19 protein-coding genes are annotated in these 16,402 nt (G+C 53.7%); 8 read left to right on the top strand and 11 right to left on the bottom strand.

The window, feature by feature from the left end; genetic code table 11:
• Positions 1-2 precede the first annotated feature (2 nt).
• A complete protein-coding gene (locus MT343_RS04045) occupies positions 3-1,691 on the top strand; it encodes a FecR family protein (protein WP_186435964.1) in 1,689 nt (562 codons plus the stop codon).
• Between the two features lie 20 nt (positions 1,692-1,711).
• On the opposite strand, the gene MT343_RS04040 is transcribed toward MT343_RS04045, so the two are convergent.
• The 8 genes from MT343_RS04040 to MT343_RS04005 all read right to left on the bottom strand — a co-directional run bounded on the left by MT343_RS04040 (position 1,712) and on the right by MT343_RS04005 (position 8,302).
• Complete coding sequence (locus MT343_RS04040) at positions 1,712-3,925, bottom strand: CHASE2 domain-containing protein (RefSeq protein ID WP_145469757.1); 2,214 nt, start codon at positions 3,923-3,925, stop codon at positions 1,712-1,714.
• Between the two features lie 74 nt (positions 3,926-3,999).
• Positions 4,000-4,302, bottom strand: coding sequence for a hypothetical protein (locus MT343_RS04035; RefSeq protein WP_145469758.1), 303 nt, complete (start codon positions 4,300-4,302; stop codon positions 4,000-4,002).
• A gap of 61 nt (positions 4,303-4,363) precedes the next feature.
• On the bottom strand, positions 4,364-5,521 hold the full coding sequence (locus MT343_RS04030) for a glycosyltransferase family 4 protein (protein WP_145469759.1): 1,158 nt from the start codon (positions 5,519-5,521) through the stop codon (positions 4,364-4,366).
• Between the two features lie 78 nt (positions 5,522-5,599).
• Positions 5,600-6,298: a helix-turn-helix domain-containing protein gene (locus MT343_RS04025; protein WP_222428580.1), complete on the bottom strand. Its 699-nt coding sequence runs from the start codon at positions 6,296-6,298 to the stop codon at positions 5,600-5,602.
• Positions 6,299-6,521: 223 nt separating this feature from the next.
• Positions 6,522-6,956, bottom strand: coding sequence for a CBS domain-containing protein (locus tag MT343_RS04020; RefSeq protein ID WP_145469761.1), 435 nt, complete (start codon positions 6,954-6,956; stop codon positions 6,522-6,524).
• 83 nt (positions 6,957-7,039) lie between these two features.
• Positions 7,040-7,291 carry a DUF4404 family protein gene (locus MT343_RS04015; protein WP_145469762.1) on the bottom strand — a complete coding sequence of 84 codons (252 nt, stop codon included), beginning with the start codon at positions 7,289-7,291 and terminating at the stop codon, positions 7,040-7,042.
• 96 nt (positions 7,292-7,387) lie between these two features.
• On the bottom strand, positions 7,388-7,918 hold the full coding sequence (locus MT343_RS04010) for a hypothetical protein (protein WP_145469763.1): 531 nt from the start codon (positions 7,916-7,918) through the stop codon (positions 7,388-7,390).
• Between the two features lie 183 nt (positions 7,919-8,101).
• On the bottom strand, positions 8,102-8,302 hold the full coding sequence (locus tag MT343_RS04005) for a DUF2788 domain-containing protein (RefSeq protein ID WP_145469764.1): 201 nt from the start codon (positions 8,300-8,302) through the stop codon (positions 8,102-8,104).
• A 166-nt stretch (positions 8,303-8,468) separates the two neighbouring features.
• Between MT343_RS04005 and MT343_RS04000 the strand changes: the two genes are divergently transcribed.
• The 3 genes from MT343_RS04000 (at position 8,469) to MT343_RS03990 (ending at position 11,285) form a co-directional block, all read left to right on the top strand.
• Positions 8,469-9,485 (top strand): putative solute-binding protein, encoded by a 1,017-nt coding sequence (locus tag MT343_RS04000; RefSeq protein ID WP_222428581.1) that lies wholly within the window; start codon positions 8,469-8,471, stop codon positions 9,483-9,485.
• A 171-nt stretch (positions 9,486-9,656) separates the two neighbouring features.
• A complete protein-coding gene (locus MT343_RS03995; protein ID WP_145469765.1) occupies positions 9,657-10,757 on the top strand; it encodes an NAD(P)/FAD-dependent oxidoreductase in 1,101 nt (366 codons plus the stop codon).
• Positions 10,758-11,033: 276 nt separating this feature from the next.
• Positions 11,034-11,285, top strand: a complete 252-nt coding sequence (locus tag MT343_RS03990; protein WP_145469766.1) for a hypothetical protein — start codon at positions 11,034-11,036, stop codon at positions 11,283-11,285.
• 37 nt (positions 11,286-11,322) lie between these two features.
• Here MT343_RS03990 and MT343_RS03985 read toward each other — a convergent pair whose 3' ends face one another.
• Entirely contained in the window at positions 11,323-12,033 is a 711-nt protein-coding gene (locus tag MT343_RS03985; RefSeq protein ID WP_145469767.1) for a TetR/AcrR family transcriptional regulator, read from the bottom strand.
• A 202-nt stretch (positions 12,034-12,235) separates the two neighbouring features.
• On the opposite strand from MT343_RS03985, the gene MT343_RS03980 reads away from it, so the two are divergent.
• The 3 genes from MT343_RS03980 (at position 12,236) to MT343_RS03970 (ending at position 14,365) form a co-directional block, all read left to right on the top strand.
• Entirely contained in the window at positions 12,236-12,937 is a 702-nt protein-coding gene (locus tag MT343_RS03980) for a hypothetical protein (RefSeq protein ID WP_145469768.1), read from the top strand.
• A gap of 118 nt (positions 12,938-13,055) precedes the next feature.
• The gene (locus tag MT343_RS03975; RefSeq protein WP_145469769.1) at positions 13,056-13,535 is read left to right on the top strand and encodes a hypothetical protein; all 480 of its coding nucleotides are present in this window, start codon (positions 13,056-13,058) and stop codon (positions 13,533-13,535) included.
• An 83-nt stretch (positions 13,536-13,618) separates the two neighbouring features.
• Complete coding sequence (locus MT343_RS03970; RefSeq protein ID WP_145469770.1) at positions 13,619-14,365, top strand: DUF481 domain-containing protein; 747 nt, start codon at positions 13,619-13,621, stop codon at positions 14,363-14,365.
• 30 nt (positions 14,366-14,395) lie between these two features.
• On the opposite strand, the gene MT343_RS03965 is transcribed toward MT343_RS03970, so the two are convergent.
• Complete coding sequence (locus MT343_RS03965) at positions 14,396-14,848, bottom strand: flavodoxin domain-containing protein (RefSeq protein ID WP_145469771.1); 453 nt, start codon at positions 14,846-14,848, stop codon at positions 14,396-14,398.
• Between the two features lie 78 nt (positions 14,849-14,926).
• Complete coding sequence (locus MT343_RS03960) at positions 14,927-15,319, bottom strand: hypothetical protein (RefSeq protein WP_145469772.1); 393 nt, start codon at positions 15,317-15,319, stop codon at positions 14,927-14,929.
• Between the two features lie 93 nt (positions 15,320-15,412).
• Here MT343_RS03960 and MT343_RS03955 point away from each other — a divergent pair, with 93 nt between their 5' ends.
• A complete protein-coding gene (locus MT343_RS03955) occupies positions 15,413-16,288 on the top strand; it encodes a DUF6685 family protein (RefSeq protein ID WP_145469773.1) in 876 nt (291 codons plus the stop codon).
• The last annotated feature ends 114 nt before the right edge of the window (positions 16,289-16,402 follow it).

Below are 16,402 nucleotides of genomic sequence, written 5' to 3'. Positions count from 1 at the left end.
TCATGCACCGGATTACACGTTCAGCCTGCCTGTTTCAGGCAATGGTTATTCTGCTGATGATGTTCACACTGAACTCAGCCCGCGCAGCCGAACTGGCCGGCCACATCATCATGGTAAAAGGCGATGTCACTGCGCAGGCAGCCGATGGCAGCAGCCGCAATCTGAAGCGCCGCGATGAAATTTACCCCAGCGACACAATTCGTACCGGTACCGGCAGCCGCGTACAGATCCGCTTTATCGATAACGCCCTGCTGGCTTTGCAGGAAAACAGCCAGCTCAGTATTCATGCCTACCAGCAGGCCGATGCCGATGGCAAAGGGGGCAAGGTGCTGATGGAACTGGTAGAAGGTGGGTTCCGCACCCTGACCGGCAGTATTGGCAAAGGCAATAAAGAGGCTTACCGGGTCGACACCCCCGTTGCCAGCATCGGTATCCGTGGCACGCTCTACAGCGCCTTACTGGCCAAAGGCCAGCTGATGGCGGGAGTCTGGAAAGGAGGCATTACGCTGTCCTCAGATCAGGGCGATTTTAATCTTGGTCAGAATGCTGATTTCAACTTTGGCGTACTGGGTAACACTGGCTTTCAGGGAATGCTGGAAGCACCGCAGGCACTGGATAACGCTGATTCTGACGTCATACCAGACAGCATGAGTACAACCGGTTCAGAAAATCCGGATGGCAGCACACCACCTCCCGGAACAGCCACTACCAGCCCGGCTACAACGGTACTGAATAACACCAGCGGCGATAACAAAGTTCCGCCACCTCTTGATCAGGATGCCGACAGTGGTCATGAAGATACCTTGAAAGAAGCCGGTAATCTGATTGATAACACCCCTCCTGATGGCGGAGACGGTGGTGATGGTGGCGACGGCGGTCCTGTGATCACCTCACCGGATCTGCGCCTGAGTTCGGAAGAATTCACCGCCTTTCTCACCAGTACCAGCGTCGGCAGCATTATTGTTAATGGCAAAGCAATTCCTGTATCCGCCTTCCGTGACGAGCGTGGCGAGCCGGTGTTTGTATCCGTCGACGACAATAAAGGTATTGATATCACCCGTTACAGTGGCACAACCGACAGTACATTGCTGCCGGAGATGGCGGATATTGCCGGTATTGAATGGGGCATCTGGAACGGCAGCGCAGAGGCGCCGGTTTCACAGTTGCTGGAAGAAAGTTCGCTGGTTGTCACCGCTGTCGAATCGCCGGTTATGTGGGTGATTGCCAATCCTGCACTTGAAGGCAATATCCCTACCTCTGGCTCGGTATATTTCGGCGGCACTCAGGCCCTGGGAACAGACAGCAAAGGGAATGCTCTGCTCAGTGCCAGCGGCAATTTTGATCTGGATTTTTCTACCGGTATCGTCAGTAATGGTTTTCTGAGTGCTGACTATGCTGATGGCAGTGGTGGCCAGAGTATCGGCGGTAATTTCTGGAACGCCGACTTTACCGGCACCATCCGTGCGGGTGGCGCCAACGGTAAAAATACAGCGCTGGTTCAGATGCAGTTCGGCACAGGTTATCACGGCGAAAGCTCTGCACTGGACGCCGTCGCCAGCCAGTTCAGTGGCGTACTGGTCGCTCCGTCAGGCGGCGTGTTTGCCGGCAGTTTCAACCTGATCGATATGGACGGCAACAGTGCCGCCGGCATTGTTGTCTGGCCACAACAGGTGCGGACAGGTCAGTTCTGAAGCTGACCTCTGTCTTCCGCTTACTTCTCGGTATGGCGGAAGACACCATCCCAATTCTCGGCCAGCGTCTGCTGGCGCAGGCTGCCGATGCGCTCGATATATACCTGATATAAACGCCGTGGCTGTTGCTGCCATAACTGTGTAAAAATCAGCACCGCTTCATCCCAGCGGCGGGCAAAATAATGCTCGGTTCCCTGCTGCTGCAGTGCCAGCTCCTGCCGCGTTGCCTCATCAACTTCACCTGCCAGGCCCAGCGGTTCATAGACGCGGATAGGTTCGTTTTTACCTTTTACCTGAATACGGTCGACATAGCGGTAAACAAACTCCGGTGCCTGGGCATGGGTGTTCTCACCAACCAGAATCTTCACACCATAAAACTTGGTAATGCTTTCCAGCCGGGAACCCAGATTCACCGCATCCCCCAGCACGGTATAGGCACGGCGGTAGGATGATCCCATATCGCCAACATTCATCGGACCGGTATTAATGCCAATGCCGATTTCAATCGCCGGCCAGCCACGGGCAATGAACTCTTCACGCAGCGAAGCCGTGACGCGCTGCATACTGAGCGCTGCCTGTACCGCATGACAGGCATGACGTTCGTCATCCAGTGGCGCGCCCCAGAAAGCCATCACCATATCGCCGACGTATTTATCGATGGTGCCTTCATTATCAAAAATCACTTTGGTGATGGGCGTGAAGTAGCTGTTCAGCAGTGCCTTAAGATCAGCGGCCGACAGATTTTCAGAGATATTGGTAAAGCTGCGGATATCGCTGAACAGTACCGTCAGCTCTTTGCTTTCCCCGGCAAACTGATAGGCCGTAGGGTCATTCATCATGCGCTCGATATGCGCCGGCGGTACATACTGGTCGAACATCCCTTTCAGCAAGCGACGGCTGAGATTTTCGCTGACAAAGCCATACCCCAGATTAACGATGGTCAGCCCGCCAACCAGCAGCAATACCGCTGCCAGCGGTAAATCGAGGTTCTGATAGGACCACAGATAAAAATTGCCACTGATCACCAGTACAACCGCCAGACCACTCAACAACATGGCACTGAAAGGCCCAAGCCGTGGCAGCCAGAACGACAGTACTATGCCAAACAACAACAGCTGGGCAAGCAACGCACCCGCTTCCCATTCCGGACGGTATGGGAATTCATCATTAAGCAGGGCTTCGATCACATTGGCATGTACTTCCACCCCCGGATACTGCGTTCCAACCGGCGTGGCACGCAGATCCGATAAACCGAGGGCTGAGGTGCCCACCAACACAATGGCACCTTCCAACGCATCGTCGCTGATATTGCCATTAAGCACATCGGTGGCAGAAAAATAGGTAAAAGTACGCTTCGGCCCTTTATAGGGCACAATCACCCGGCCAGCGGCATCGGTACGTGCCAGCTGTCCCCCGACACCGGCATAGCGCAGTACATCAACATCGCCCAGCGCAACCGTTTCCAGTTGCAAGGTGCGGTCGAACAGATAAGCCATCACCGTCGCCAGTGCCAGCGATGGGTACAGATCGTTACCATAGCGGATAACCAGTGGCGCCCGGCGGATCGCGCCATCAGCATCGGCAAAGGTGGTGACAAAGCCAGCACCGGCGGCAGCATCCTGCAGCAGTGGCAGATTGGCAGCATAGCCCGGCTTGGCGATCACTACCGAACGTCTGGCAGCCTCCACTGGCAACCGGTAGACCGGAGCCGGTAAACGACCCACGCTCACATTGCCCTCATCAAGAAAGAAAAAACCCAGCACCGTATCGGTCGCCGGTAATTCCTGTGCAAAATGAGTATCGGCATCAACCTGCCGGCGCCATCCTTCGGGCGCCTGCCAGCGTTCACCATCAACCGCCAGACGCTTGCGGATATCGTCCACCGGGTTACGTTCCGGCTCAGAGAACACCACGTCAAAGGCCACAACCACTGCGCCATACTGCGCCAGAGTGGTTACCAGATCGGCGAGTTTGTGCCGGCTCCAGGGCCAGCGGCCTTCATGGGCAAGGGATTTTTCATCGATGTCGATAATGATAATTGGCTGCTCGCCACGTTCGGGCGGATGCCAGTCGAGTGCTGCGTTAAAGCGCAGGTCGTAAAGCAGAAAGTCGAGTCGTTTCAGCCAATGGCCGGGACTTTGCCCGGGCTGCAGGCTCAGCAGAATAAAATAAGCGGTCAGTAACACACCCAATAAAATGGGCAGACGCGTGCGAGACAATGATCCCCAGCGCATAGAGTCCCTCAGAAACGTCCCTGCATTGGGCGAACACTAGCACAGGCGCACTTTAATGTCGCACCAGCCGCAGTTCAGGCCATCACCACCTGACCGCGGTACACACGCTGGGTACGTTTGCTGACCCGCTCAGAATCATCCATCAGGCGCTGGCTGCCACGGTATACATGGCTGATTTCATGCAGCTCTGGTGGCTCCTGGGTTGGCAGAAACTCCTCAATCAGGGCCAGCAAATCACGGCTGACGCCGCTTTGCACCAGAACACGCAGGTCATGCTCAAGGGACGGTGAATCAAAGTGAATCACGCATCCCTGCTCGTCTTTCGCCAGTCGTTTGATCTTTTGCAGCAAAGCGATGTTATGACGGTTGAATTCCATGCAATCATCTCCGGTTAATAGCTACTATCAGAAGTCTCAGTTAAACGAAGTATTGCAACCCTCATACCATAGTTTGAATCTGTTCAGTTTTATTCGGCGCAGCCGCTCCGGTATGACGGCTCGCCAGTGCAGCAAATTGCTCTGCCACACTCTGCCAGCTGGCACGCTCAGCCTGAAGACGAGCCGCGATGCCCATGGCCTGAAGATCACCACCAACAAGACGCGATGTCGCAGCAATAAACGCCTCATCCGTATCGTCCGCCGCCAGCTCACCATTAACCCCGGGTTGCACATGCATCTGCGCGGCAGCCATATTGAACGCCACGACCGGCAAGCCACTGGCCATCGCCTCCAGCGTTACCAGGCCAAAAGTCTCTGTCTGACTGGGGAAAATAAAGGCATCGGCTGAAGCAAAATAACGCGCCAGTGTTTCACCGGTTTGCACGCCGGCAAAAATAATCTGCGGATGTTCTCGCTCCAGCTCCGCCCGCATAGGACCATCACCCACCATGATCAGACGGGCATTGTTCCCCTGCGCCCGCAACGCCTGCCAACTGCGGATTGCCAGCGGAATATTTTTCTCAGCGGCAATGCGTCCGACATACAACAGCACCGGTTCAGCGCCAACCTGCCACTGCTGACGCAAAGCAATGCTGCGCCGACGCGGATGAAACAGCTGGCAATCAACCCCGTGAGGCAGCACCGATACATTGCGGAAACCTTCGCTGCTTAATGCGCTTGCGATTTCACCCGCTGGCACCAGCGTGGCCGCCGTGCGGTTATGAAAACGCCGCAGCCAGGCCAGGGTCAGTGTTTTGATCCAGCCAAGACCGTAATAGCTGCTGTAGCGATGGAAGTTGGTGTGGAAGGCACTGATAACCGGAATACCCTGCTTACGGGCCTGGCGCAGAGCAGAGTTACCCAGCGGGCCTTCGGTCGCAATGTACACCAGATCCGGCTGGAAACTTTGCCAGGCTCTGGCCACCCGGCGCCGGGCTGGTAATCCAAGCTGCAGATCCGGGTACATCGGGATGGTCAGGCCACGGCACCAGACTTCTTCGGTTTCAGGCAGCCAGTCGCTGCGCGGTGCCGTGCGGATAATCTGAATACAAAATTGTTCAGAGTTCAGTGCACTGAGGAGCTGGCGCAGGGAATTGGCAACGCCGTTAACGTCCGGAACATAGGTTTCCGTGACGATCGAAATGCGGATCTTGGCCATGGTTAAGCGGCACTCTGGTGATTATTCCACCAGTGTGACGCTTAACCCATGACAGTTTTATGAAGAGAGGAAGGAGTGTCAGCACTCGCCGGAAAGTTTGGACAAGCGATAACGCAGCTGACGCGGCGTCAGGCCGAGCACTTTCGCTGCCATGGTCTTATTTCCGCTGCATTTGGCAATTGCCGACTGAATGTCACTCAGTTCATCGGCCTGTACCCGCTGGTAAGGGCGGGCATAAAGTGTTTTGAAATTCGGCACCACCTGGGTGGCCAGCATATGGGCAATCTGCGCACCGAGAAAATTCACCAGAGCCAGATCGATATGATCTGCCCGTGCACCACGCAGATCCATCACCAGCACCGCCAGCACCGACTGGCGCAACACCAGTGGCACCAGCAGACAGCGATCTTGCTGACACAAAGAATCGATAAAAGGTTCGAACCGCTCAGGGCGCTCGCTGCCATCTTTAATCACCAACCACTCACGTGATTCAAACTGACGGCACAGAGCATGCTGTACGGCGAAACTGTAAACACCGTTACTGACTCCGGTGGAACAGTACTGAGCTTTAAAACGGCTGGGAGAATCCGGTAAGGCTACGGAAACATTATTCAGTCCGCTGTTTTCGGCCACCAGCAACAACAGCTGCTGGATACTGTCCTCATCGTGGTAACGGCTTTCAATAATTTCGGTCACGCTGTTCAGCCAGGCCGATGGCATGGATGAAACGGGCATAACGGGCTGACGGTAATCCTGAATATCGGCAATTTTATACATAGGCTGCTCCTCCTGATAATCAGCCTTTCGCAAACTCCGTACCATGTTTTTATTTTGTTCAGGATGCGCTTAAAAACGGCTGATTACGGCCGGAAAGACAGAAAAAAAGAAGGATAAAGCGTGAAAAAATGCGCTATTTGTAAACAATGGAATATGGATATGTTCCAAGGCGGTGCACCTCCGGAACTGCAGTACCGGAGGCCACTACGGAGAAAGCGCCGCCTCAGGCTACGCCCGGATCATCACTCGGAAGGTATTCTTTCTGCAGCCAGCGGGCAAAGCCGCGACAGGCATCCTGACTGGTAAGGATTCCGGCCAGACGATCATTACGCATAATCAGCACCGCATTAACATGCTGTTCTGCCATCCCCATAAGAACGACATCCAGCCGGGTATGCAGATCAACCTGTTTAATCTGCCGGCGACACATATCGCCGGCACTCAGGTCTCCGAGATCGCTGGAGGTATGACCCGGTTGTTGTGCCAGTTTGAGATCTTCGATGGTCAGTAACCCGACAACCTCATGTTCGGCCATAACCGGCAAGTGATGGCAGTTATGAGATTTCATCAGTTCCGCGGCTTCGGCCAGTGGCAGACTTTCTTCCACATGAACCGGAAACGCCGTCATAATTTCTGCAATCGTAGGCATATGGCGCATAGCTGTTCCCTCAAAACGAATTCCGCAGGTCGCTGTACCGGATACTGACGCCAGCACACAACGTACAGTACCCGGTACAGCGCTCAGACGCCAATGCGCCCCAGCGTATCCACTATCTGATGCAGAATACCCGCTAAGGTCGGATGTTCCTGCTCAAAACGAATCGCCTGCTCCTGCACCCGCTCGCCGATATCAGCCGCATCACTGTTCTCCATGGCATTGATATCACGGGCAATGCTGTGCAGTAACTCCAGACTGCTGTCGTCCAGCTGGGGATTCTGTTGCAGGGTCTCGTGCAGCTGTTGCAGTTGTTGTTTGAGATCTTGTTGAGGCATAGAAGCAACTTCCTTGGGTTAAAGCCTGTTCATACTGTTACTGTCAGTCTAACAACTGCAGCGCCTCAGGTGCTAATCCAAATCAAGAAAGCCTGTTCAGTAGAGCGCGTGAAAGCAGAATGGCATACCGCAGGCTTCAGCCATGGCCTTCATAGGTTTGCGGTTAGCGTTGTCGCCCACATACAGCAAAGATGAATGATTCAGATCCAGCCTCACAGCTTCAGGCAAAATCAGGCGCAGCGAATGCAGGATCGCGCTGTGGCTGGTCGACACCGGCACCCAGATTTGCGCCTTACCGGACATTAACTGCAGCAATTGCAGCAAACGCGCAGCATTAGTGCCGATCTGATCACGGGGGTTCACGTAGAAAAGGTAAATCGGGAGTTGTTCCGACAGGGACTGGCGTGCAAGCAGGTGCCAGACAAGAGGCATAGCATCTTCAATCAGTTCACTGAGCTGAGGCGTATAGCCCACGATTCCCAGAGAAGCAGAATCTGCCGGCAGATTAACGATATAAACACAGGCATCTGCACGCCCGCTGAGGGTTGATGGAACCCGCTGGATTCCTGCTCCGCCCCGCTCTGGGGACAATAGCTCCAGACTTGGTGCTGCGCTGCATGCAACCATAACCACTCCCTGTTGTTATTATTGCCGGACTCCTCTGCCGTTAGCAGATAAACAGAAGATATCCTTTATACTTTTAAGGTATAGACAAACAACAAGGCTGGCGCTAGCACCAGACAGACATTACTGCAGGAATTCACACCAGGTTCTTAAAAAATCTGGTGTTTTGGTCAGATGACGGATGGCTCAGAGATCAAGCACTTCAACCAGTACGGTTTTAATAATAAAACCAACCATACCCAGCCCCAGACCAATCAGCAGAATCATCATCCCGAACTTACCGGCGTTGGCGCGCTTACCCAGGTCGTAAATAATGAAAAACATAAAGCCGATCAACAGTGTGACGCCAATATTCATTGCCCAGGTTTCAAACAGCTCTGCATTCATTCCGCGCTACCTTCCGGTGTACAGCTAAAAAGTGCGCGTATGGTACTCAGAGGCGGGCTCTGGCACCAGCCCGCAAGGCAATGCTGCGCCTGACTTGCTACCGCATCCCAGACGGTTATCATGGGCGGGCAGATGACCTGCATAATAATAAACAAAGGTCCTGATTATGTTTTCTAACGCCTCACGCCACCTGTTAATCCTTTTTGCTGTTCTGCTGTGCAGCCTGTCTTCCGCCCATGCAGATACCGTCAAACGTACCTTCTGTGTATTCGATCCGGTCGGTGCCAAAGGGCCGATATTCGACGCCATGCGTGATTACCAGACCAGCGCCCTGTCCTGGGGAACCGAACTGGAGTTAAAGGCCTATACCAACGAAGCCGTCGTACTGGCCGATTTTAATGCCGGTCATTGTGACGCTATGGGCGTCACAGGCACGCGCGTTCGTCCCTATAACGCCTTTACTGCCAGTATCGAAGCGCTGGGCGGCATCAGCGATTATCAGCAGTTACAGGATTTAATCGGCATGCTCGCCAAGCCTCAGGCCAGCAAATATATGCTGCAAGGTGATTATGAGGTGGCCGGTATCATGCCTGGCGGTGCGGTATATATTTACGTACGCGATAAGGCCATCAATTCAGTCGAGGCAGCAGCCGGCAAGCGTATCGCCACTCTCGATTACGACAAGGCTTCGGTAAAAGTGGTGGAACATGTAGGAGCCACCATGGTGCCATCCAGCGTCGCCACATTTGCACCGCGTTTTAATAATGGCGATGTTGACGTTGCCTATGCACCCGCCATCGCTTATCAGCCTTTCGAAATGTACAAAGGGCTGGGGGAAAACGGAGGTATTTATCGCTTCAGCATGGCGCAGATGAATTTCCAGCTGCTGATTCACAGCAAGCGCTTCCCGCCACAATTTGCACAACAGAGCCGTGAGTTTGCCTTCCGTAATTTTGATAAAGCGATGGAACATATCCGCGTCGCGGAGGCCGGAATCCCGGAGAACTACTGGATCGACCTACCGCAGAAAATGATGGATGAGTACAAAGAAATGTTGCGTCAGATCCGTCTGGAACTGACCGCCGAAGAGGTTTACGACCCACGGATGATGAAGCTGATGTTCCGTCTGCGCTGCCGTGCTAATCCTGGCCATTTTGAATGTGCTGAAAAGGCCGAAGGCTGATTCCAACCCCATTAACAGGGATTCGCTGCGTGCGGTGAGCGTTAACAGTTACCGCACGTCCCCTTGGTCCGCCATGAAGGCATCTTCATACGCGCGGATATCCTTTACAATTCAGCCAGACCTGATTCTGTACTCTACCCGACCCGGCCACATCATGGTGATTTTCAGCCTATGACAGACTTCGATTACTGCATTATCGGCGGCGGTGTTATAGGCCTTGCCTGTGCTTATGAACTCAGCCACCACGGCTCCGTCCTGCTGCTGGAGCAAAATAACCGCTTTGGCGCAGAAACCAGCAGTCGTAACAGCGAAGTCATTCATGCCGGTCTTTACTATGCACCAGGCTCACTGAAAGAACGTCTGTGCATCGAAGGCAAGCAGCGCCTGTATCGGTTCTGTGAAAACTTTGATGTTCCCCACAAAGCTATCGGTAAACTGATTGTCGCCCCCGAAAGTGGTCAGGAACAGCTGACACAGCTGCTGCGCAAAGGCCGTAATCTGCGGATTCCCCTGCAGTCGCTTGATCAGCAGCAGCTGCAGGATATGGAACCTCAGGTGCGCGGTTATGTGGCACTTTACTCTCCCACGACCGGTATTATCGACAGCCACAGTTATATGGAGCGTCTTGCCCAGCAGGCTGAGCAACGCGGTGCCCTGCTGCTCAAACACTCGCGGGTTGTCTCCGCCAGTGAGCGCGATAATGGCTGGCAGATTGAGGTATGCAGCATGGATGGTGTAAGCAGTATCCGCTGCGCAGCACTGGTCAATGCCGCTGGTCTGCAGGCCCAGAAGATGGCCCACGCACTGGGCATTAAAGAAAGCCGGATTCCAAAGCTTTATCTCTGTCGCGGGCATTACTTCAGCTACCAGAGCAAAAACCCTTTCCGGCATCTTATCTACCCGCTGCCGGAAAAGAATCTGGCAGGACTGGGCATTCATGCCACCCTCGACCTTGGTAATCAGCTGCGCTTCGGCCCTGATACCGAATATCTGTCAGACGACACCCCGGATTACCGGGTAGACCCGGCGCTGGCACCCACGTTCGCCAGGGCCATTCAGCGCTACTTTCCCGGCCTGAAAGAACAACACCTGCAGCCAGATTACGCCGGTATCCGTCCCAAACTGCACACAAAGCATGAGACTGCAGCCGACTTCAATATCCAGCGTCCTGATAACAGTGCCCCCGCGGTTCATCTGTTTGGGATAGAAAGCCCGGGCCTGACCGCTTCTCTTGCTATTGGCACTTTTGTAACAGAAATGTTACAAAAGTAGGTTCAGGTGTTGCCAAAAACGCCCTGCCCATGGCTACGGGCCGAAGCAATTCATCTAAAAAATCATAGAGTTATACGATCTGATGCAGTTAGTACGGCGGATTGTGCATTTATGTTACAGCCAAACTACACTGTAATCCGACAAGCCGCAGATGATGAACAATCGGCTTACGAATGCTCACCATAACTCCCTGATACGACACAAGCATGAGACAACGAACTGCTAATCTGAAGAACAGTTGTTAAGACAAACGGTTTGAATGAACAGGGGAACCCTATGAGTCAAGCGCTGCCTGTGAAACAAGCAGAGGTCAGCTACGGAGATGTCAGCACAATTTTGTCTGCCAAAGTGATGATCCCGATAAACTGTGACCACTGCCAGCAGGACACCGACATCAGTATCGAAACGCTGAAAAGCAAACACGGTATTCTGTGCGAGCACTGCAGTAATGTCCGCACCTTCAGCACCACAGAAATGCGCCTGATGCGCATGCTGCTGGCTCAGGCCGGCTACCACTTCGCACTCTGAAAGCGCTTTGCCCGGCCTCAGGACAAAGCGCAGAACCTCAGACTGCCAGTAACCTCGGCAGCAACAGAGACAGGTGACGGCGCAGGGTGGCTGACACTTCTGCCAGATCCGGCTCTTCTTCATTTTTCAGCAAAGCGCTGTACTCCAGCGAATGGAATAAGCCCAGCAAAATTTCAGCATCAGCTTCCGGCGCATCTGAGTTGGCTACATTGCGGAAAAATTCTGCCGCTTTCTCAAACAGCGCTTTACGATGCATCTGTGCCAGTTTGCGGATACTTTCATTAACGATGGCTTCATAACGGAATGCCTGCTCGGCAATCAACATATCGCGCTGACCGATAATCTGCTCATGCATATACACCGTGAGCTGTTCCACCATAAAGTCCACCAGCGCCTTCTGGCCTTCCGGACTGCTGATATCTGTGCCAGCCATACTGGCCATCGGCTGATAAAACTGGTGAGTGAATTCGTTAACCACTTCCAACGCCTTCTCCGTATACAGGGTGAAGGTGTCGATAATCAGTTCCTGAATATCCTTAAAGTAATAAGTGGTCGCCGCCAGAGGAACGCCGGCTTCTTTCGCAACAGCGCGATGACGGATCCCACGAACCCCCTCACTGATTACAATACGTAATGCTGCTTCCAGAATAATCCGACGACGCTGCTCGCTCTTGGCCCGGCTGGCTTTTCGCCCCTGATATTGTAAGGGCTTGCTTTTATTTATTGCTGTTTCAGCAACCAATGCCATGTTCGTCTCTCCGAATGTTTCACAGATATAGCCATTATTATGCGGATTGTCCGACGAAAGAAAAATGGCAAATATAAGCACCAAGGTACCACTTGAGCATATTTCATACTTTAGAGTGGCAGGATTTGTCCCACTCAAAACTGTACTTTGGTACAAAATTTGGGTTTTATAAGCACAATAATAATAATTTCAGGACCCAAGTATGCTCAGCAGCCTCAACCTTCGGCAAACCTCTTTGCAGACCCTGACACTTCTCTCGCTACTGAGCTGCACCGCAGTCCAGGCAGATGAGCAGGCTAAACTCGCCTTTCTGCAGCAACAGTTTGATAACAGCGCCAGCCATTCCCGCCTGTGGCAGGATGGCTGGTTTGGATTATTTGCCGGTGTAACCGCCCTGAACGGCATTGCCTATACGCAAACCGACGGCGAGCACAACAAATATGACCGTGCTGTAGGCTTTACGACCAGCTTCCTCGGTGCTGCCGATATGTTGCTTAATCCGATGCAGACCCATCGCTTTGCTGAGGACCTGAAAGCCATGCCAGAAACGGATAATACGGCCCGGCAGGTGAAGCTGGCACAGGCCGAGCAATGGCTTAACACCGCTGCCGAGCGTGAAATCTATGAACAAAGCCTGCTGAATCATTTTCTGGCCGGCCTGGTAAATGGCCTTGCCGGACTTGCCGTTGCCTACGACGACAAACGTCCGGCTGATGGCTGGATGACCTTCGCCACTGGCATGATCGCCTCCGAAGTGAAAATTTACACCTCGCCGCAGACAATGACGGCAGCGCGCGAACAGTACCGCAATGGCAACCTTGAGGCAGCAACGGCAAAGTCTGACGCACCTTACTGGCAGGTTGCCGCTTTCGGGCCTGTCTTGAGCGCTACTTACCACTTCTGAGAACCCGCTAACCGCTCCGTAAGTCCCGCCACTCCTGGCGGGACTGCTGTTTGCTCAGCGCCTCTTCAGTAGTGGCACAGCTTCTGCATTCTCCGCTTAACGCCGGAGAATATGATTTATGCTTAACGCCCTTACCAGCTACCTGCAACAACAGTCGCCCCTGATTCCGGATCACAATCCGGCAGACAGCGTCGCGGGCGGACAGATCGGAGCTACCGCAGCCGTATCTGCTGCCAATACTGGCAATGCAGAAAGCACCGCCGGAGCCCACCCATATTCTCCTTCGCAACGCGCGTTAATGGTCAGCGCTGTAGCCAGCGATTTCGATGTGCGCTCCCTGCCTGCCGGAGAAGTCGGTGAATTTCAGAACCGCCTGCAACAGTACGGCCTGATCGCCGGGCGCGACCTCAACGCCTTTGCCCTGATCAATACTGCCCGGGCTGAACTGGATGACAGTGCCGAACTGGATACGGTGGCCATTCTCGATGAAGCCCGCCAGCAGTTTGGTGAGCGCGGCACGGCCTACTCTGAGCGCCAGCAGATCAACCGTCTGCATACCCTGATTCAGAATCTGGCTTCCGCCCGTCTGCCGCAGTAATTACGCCTCCTGCGGCAGACATAACATGCAGTTCTGCCCTGCCTTCCCTATAATGTCCGACTTTTTTATTTCAGGAGTCCGACATGCGCTTTCCGCTGCTCGCTGCTTTCAGCCTGCTCAGTTTCACCGCCCAGGCGATTACCAACGTTGAAGAAAAGCGCGCCGGCGACGATCAGCTGGGCTGGTCCGGCAAAGCGGAGATCGGCTTTGATGCGGAATCCGGCAACAACGAAAAACGGAAGTGGAATCTGGGCCTGAACGGCAACTGGCAGGATGATAACAAGCGCTTTTTCACCTGGGGCAACCGCAGCTACGAATCCAGCAACGGTGAACGCACCGACGATGACACCTTTATCCACAGCCGTCTGGTGCTGAACCGTCGTGACACCTGGTCTGAAGAGTTTTATGCCCAATACGAACGTGATCCCTTTGCCGCCCTGGCACACCGGGCCCTGATCGGTGCCGGAATGCGTTACCAGCATGCGTTTGATGAGCAGACCCGCCTGTATCAGGGCATTGGTTTGTTTCATGAGGAAGTACGGGAACGGGTACTCAACGAAGATAACAGCAGCCAGCTCACACGCCTGAGCCTGTACACCCATATTCAGTGGAAACTGGCCTACAGCAAGCTGCAGAGCACACTGTATTTTCAGCCATCTGTCGATGAGCCTTCAGACCAGCGCGCCTTATGGCAGCTGGCAGTCACTTTACCTCTGGGCACTCATACCGATCTGAAGTGGCAATGGCAGAGCCGCTGGGATACCCGTCCGCCGGAAGGTACTGAATATCACAACCACCAGACTCAGCTGAAACTGGTGGTGCGTTTCTGACCAACATTCAGCCTTCTGCCAGCCTTGCTGTCAGAGGGCTTTTTCCATCCACTCGTTCAGCCAGAACAGGGCGTCCTCATCCGGAGTAACGGTTTCGGTAGCATCGATGGTGACCCGAGGTACCGGTGCACTGCCCTGCAGTTCAAAGAAGCGCTCTTCGAATAAGGCGCCGGCCCCACAGAAAGTGGCATCGTAAGAGCTGTCACCAAGGCTGATCACCCCAAACGGCTTACCATTCTGCAGTGGGAATTGTTCTTCGAGTTCAACATAGAAAGGGGCGATAGCGGCCGGTAAATCACCACGCCCGGTAGTCGATGTGCAGATTAATACAGCATCGCACTGGCTGGCGTTTAATGCACTGACGCTGGGCTTATCGTCTAACACAACCCGGTGACCGGCTTGCTCCAGTTGCTGCTGTACCGCTTTGGCAACAATCAGCGCCGTACCCGTTACACTGCCAACAGCAAGATAAATAACAGACATAAGGCCTCCGCAAAAAGCGGCGATTATACGCAATCAAGGCCGGCAGAAACACTTCAGCGGAACAGCAACCATACGGCCTCAATAACCGGCCGGAATCTGCAGGCGCTGGTTTTCTTTCTCAATATCAGCCTGCAACGAACGGAAGCGGCTTTCCAGCTCGCGCCGTGTCCAGACGCTAAGCGTACCGTGCGCCCGGCATAACTGCAGGGTTTCTTCAAACACGCTGCGGATAGATTCCGACAACTCCAGAGCAGTCATAGTCTGCAGCAACAGCGGCAGGGCGATGCTCCATTCCATCTGCTGCTCGTTCAGGTCCTGACACACGAACCAGTCATTTAATAATTCAGTGAACAGCGGCAGGGGCTCCCGCTGAGCGCGGTTATCGCTCAGTCCCGCATCTTCCAGAGCACGGTTTACCCGGGCCAGAACCTGCAGAGGCGATGGTGCAGAGGGTTCGGCGGACATAGCCATATCTCCCATTCATGCTTTACTTGTAATAGTGCCTGCTTAATGAGTGTTGACAGGCCTTCATTTCATTCAGCATAGACGTACTTACACTGACCCATGGATAATTCCGGAAAGCCAACACCACCCGCTCTGGATATTGAAAGCTTTTTCAACAATCTTATTCAGCGTCTGTTCCCTGTCTGGTACGCCGGCCAGGCGGCGAAAGAACTGTCTTTGCCCCCACTGGGAACCATCAACCCCAACAGTTTCCTCAGCCACCGCTGGCTCAGTCTGCAGGCTGTGGTTAAATCTCTGCATGAATCACTGCAAGCCTCCGGCAAAGACTGGCAGCCATTGATTGATCTAATGGAAAAACTGCTGATCGAAAAAGAATATAAACGGCCGCTATCAATCACGGCAATTGAGGGTGTGGAATTCAGTCATCAGGAACAGGACTGGCCCAACCTGCATGCCTATGCAGAACATAATTGCGCAGACATCATGCTTGAAAGCGCGGACGATTTTGAGCAGGCGCTGCATACGGTGTTTCCCGATGCAGCCAAACCTCACCGGGTGGTCTACCGCGAGTGGGATGGCCGTTATTACTGGGTGAATAAAGAGGAGCCGCGCCTGTTTGCAGCTACCCTGCTGTACGCTCAGCAAAAGCAGCGGGACGCATCCATTCCGGCGCTGATCAACGTGGAAAGCCTGAATACCAAGGTGCTGGATCGTCTGCGCAACGATTACTGGCTGCTGTTGATGCAACGTGACAGCGCCTACATTATGCATGATCTGCTCAGCCGTGCAGACCTGCCTGTGGTACTGGCCGAATTTGAATGGCGGCGCAGTGATCTGGTCTTTTTGGTTGCACGAAAGAACAACCGCAAGATCAACCGCATTCTGCTGAATCTGCTGAATAATCGCTCAACTCAGCAGATTACCGAGTTCGGCCGCTTTCTGACGCGCCAGCATTTTCCTTTCCGTAATCACTGACCGGATGTATCTGACCTGCCTCCGGCGACCATAAAAACTCAGCATTTTTATACGAACGACAAGTATCATTCGTGCCCTTTACACAGCGTATAGCTCTTGATTTAACGCTAAAGC

It is taken from the genome of Venatorbacter sp. C2-1 (assembly GCF_022832715.1).
In the GTDB taxonomy this organism is placed as follows: Bacteria; Pseudomonadota; Gammaproteobacteria; order Pseudomonadales; family Oceanobacteraceae; genus Venatoribacter; species Venatoribacter alkanivorans.
The sequence above is the reverse complement of the archived record's forward strand: the minus strand, read 5'-3'. Positions and strand labels throughout refer to the sequence as shown.

Excerpts from the sequence above, each read along its gene's own strand:
- MT343_RS04045 (WP_186435964.1), top strand. The coding sequence starts at position 3 with ATGCACCGGATTACACGTTCAGCCTGCCTGTTTCAGGCAATGGTTATT.
- MT343_RS04040 (WP_145469757.1), bottom strand. The coding sequence starts at position 3,925 with ATGCGCTGGGGATCATTGTCTCGCACGCGTCTGCCCATTTTATTGGGT.
- MT343_RS04035 (WP_145469758.1), bottom strand. The coding sequence starts at position 4,302 with ATGGAATTCAACCGTCATAACATCGCTTTGCTGCAAAAGATCAAACGA.
- MT343_RS04030 (WP_145469759.1), bottom strand. The coding sequence starts at position 5,521 with ATGGCCAAGATCCGCATTTCGATCGTCACGGAAACCTATGTTCCGGAC.
- MT343_RS04025 (WP_222428580.1), bottom strand. The coding sequence starts at position 6,298 with ATGTATAAAATTGCCGATATTCAGGATTACCGTCAGCCCGTTATGCCC.
- MT343_RS04020 (WP_145469761.1), bottom strand. The coding sequence starts at position 6,956 with ATGCGCCATATGCCTACGATTGCAGAAATTATGACGGCGTTTCCGGTT.
- MT343_RS04015 (WP_145469762.1), bottom strand. The coding sequence starts at position 7,291 with ATGCCTCAACAAGATCTCAAACAACAACTGCAACAGCTGCACGAGACC.
- MT343_RS04010 (WP_145469763.1), bottom strand. The coding sequence starts at position 7,918 with ATGGTTGCATGCAGCGCAGCACCAAGTCTGGAGCTATTGTCCCCAGAG.
- MT343_RS04005 (WP_145469764.1), bottom strand. The coding sequence starts at position 8,302 with ATGAATGCAGAGCTGTTTGAAACCTGGGCAATGAATATTGGCGTCACA.
- MT343_RS04000 (WP_222428581.1), top strand. The coding sequence starts at position 8,469 with ATGTTTTCTAACGCCTCACGCCACCTGTTAATCCTTTTTGCTGTTCTG.
- MT343_RS03995 (WP_145469765.1), top strand. The coding sequence starts at position 9,657 with ATGACAGACTTCGATTACTGCATTATCGGCGGCGGTGTTATAGGCCTT.
- MT343_RS03990 (WP_145469766.1), top strand. The coding sequence starts at position 11,034 with ATGAGTCAAGCGCTGCCTGTGAAACAAGCAGAGGTCAGCTACGGAGAT.
- MT343_RS03985 (WP_145469767.1), bottom strand. The coding sequence starts at position 12,033 with ATGGCATTGGTTGCTGAAACAGCAATAAATAAAAGCAAGCCCTTACAA.
- MT343_RS03980 (WP_145469768.1), top strand. The coding sequence starts at position 12,236 with ATGCTCAGCAGCCTCAACCTTCGGCAAACCTCTTTGCAGACCCTGACA.
- MT343_RS03975 (WP_145469769.1), top strand. The coding sequence starts at position 13,056 with ATGCTTAACGCCCTTACCAGCTACCTGCAACAACAGTCGCCCCTGATT.
- MT343_RS03970 (WP_145469770.1), top strand. The coding sequence starts at position 13,619 with ATGCGCTTTCCGCTGCTCGCTGCTTTCAGCCTGCTCAGTTTCACCGCC.
- MT343_RS03965 (WP_145469771.1), bottom strand. The coding sequence starts at position 14,848 with ATGTCTGTTATTTATCTTGCTGTTGGCAGTGTAACGGGTACGGCGCTG.
- MT343_RS03960 (WP_145469772.1), bottom strand. The coding sequence starts at position 15,319 with ATGGCTATGTCCGCCGAACCCTCTGCACCATCGCCTCTGCAGGTTCTG.
- MT343_RS03955 (WP_145469773.1), top strand. The coding sequence starts at position 15,413 with ATGGATAATTCCGGAAAGCCAACACCACCCGCTCTGGATATTGAAAGC.